Source organism: Methylobacterium sp. WL7, from assembly GCF_008040085.1.
In the GTDB taxonomy this organism is placed as follows: Bacteria; Pseudomonadota; Alphaproteobacteria; order Rhizobiales; family Beijerinckiaceae; genus Methylobacterium; species Methylobacterium mesophilicum.
Genome location: NZ_VRVG01000323.1, coordinates 1 through 1,083 on the forward strand (window position 1 = coordinate 1; position 1,083 = coordinate 1,083).

Consider the following 1,083-nt stretch of genomic DNA (forward strand, 5'->3'; position numbering starts at 1 on the left):
AACTTGGGCTTCGCTGGAGGTGCAGGAAGGACGCGTCGCCATGGACGGGCCTGCGCCATGGGCTTCTTCTTCTTCTTCCCGGCATGGAGAAGCCGCTCCATACGGTCGTCGAGACGAACGCCTTCCTGACCACGGCCAGGCGGATCGGTCTGTCGGACGACGAGCGCACGGCGATCGTGAACCAGGTTGCCGCCGCGCCCCAGGACGGCGATCTGGTCCAGGGCTCGGGTGGGGTCCGCAAGATCCGTTTCGCCGGTTCGGGCGGCTACCGCGTGATGGTGGCCTATCTCGGCGATGATGGTCCCGCCTATCTTTTGGGAGTGCTGAGCAAGACCGCACGCGCAACTTTCACGGATGCCGAGATCAACGCCATGCACAGCCTGACCAAGGCCATCAAGCAGGCCCGGAAAGCGGCCCGGGATCGGTGATCGGCGAGGGATCGATGAAGAACGAAGCGTTTGAAACCGTCATGGCGGGCTTGCAGGACGCGCTCGCCCATGCCCGCGGCGAGGCGGTCCCGGGCCTTGTGGTGCACGCGCCCCGCGTCGCCGATCTCGACGTGGCCGCCATCCGGCGGCGCGCCGGCGCCTCGCAGGCCCGCTTCGCGCAGAGCATCGGGATCGCGGTCTCGACCCTGCGCAACTGGGAGCAGGGCCGACGCCGCCCGGAGGGACCGGCCCGGGTGCTGCTGGCGCTGTTGGACCGGAATCCGCTTGTGGTGCAGGAGCTGCTGGTGGGTGAGGACTAAGAGTCCTGACCGTCCGCCTGCGGCTCATACGGACATGCGCGCCGAGACCTCGGCTTGTTGGAGAGCCAATCCCTCAGGGCGGCGCCCAAGGCGCCGCGCCGATCACCGGCCAGAGCGGGATGTCGCCCCCCCGACCAGGGCGCCGATGCCGATCAGGATCACGGTAGCCGGCACGAACAGCGACAGGATCGCGATCGACTCGCAGAAGGCGAGCCCCTCGGCGATCAGCGGGGTCCAGACCTTGTGCGCCTCGACGAAGGCGAGGGTCGAGGTGCGCAGGGCTTCGATGTCCATCAGGCTCGGGGGGCGGCGGAGGGATCGGACCCATCTGAGGC

General features: G+C 68.5%; 2 protein-coding genes and 1 pseudogene. 2 read left to right on the forward strand and 1 reads right to left on the reverse strand.

All coding sequences use genetic code 11. The features are described from left to right. Both FV233_RS29555 and FV233_RS29560 read left to right on the forward strand, forming a co-directional pair. A partial coding sequence (locus tag FV233_RS29555) for a type II toxin-antitoxin system RelE/ParE family toxin (RefSeq protein WP_210249525.1) occupies positions 1-428 on the forward strand: 428 nt, incomplete at its 5' end. Between the two features lie 14 nt (positions 429-442). After that, positions 443-748 (forward strand): helix-turn-helix domain-containing protein, encoded by a 306-nt coding sequence (locus FV233_RS29560; protein WP_147899650.1) that lies wholly within the window; start codon positions 443-445, stop codon positions 746-748. 59 nt (positions 749-807) lie between these two features. Here the strand turns inward: FV233_RS29560 and FV233_RS29565 are convergent. Beyond that, a pseudogene (locus FV233_RS29565) lies at positions 808-1,042 on the reverse strand (DedA family protein); the annotation flags it as partial. Positions 1,043-1,083: the final 41 nt, after the last annotated feature.

Bases quoted from the DNA above. Each gene is read 5' to 3' on its own strand.
- FV233_RS29560 (WP_147899650.1), top strand. From the start codon at position 443: ATGAAGAACGAAGCGTTTGAAACCGTCATGGCGGGCTTGCAGGACGCG.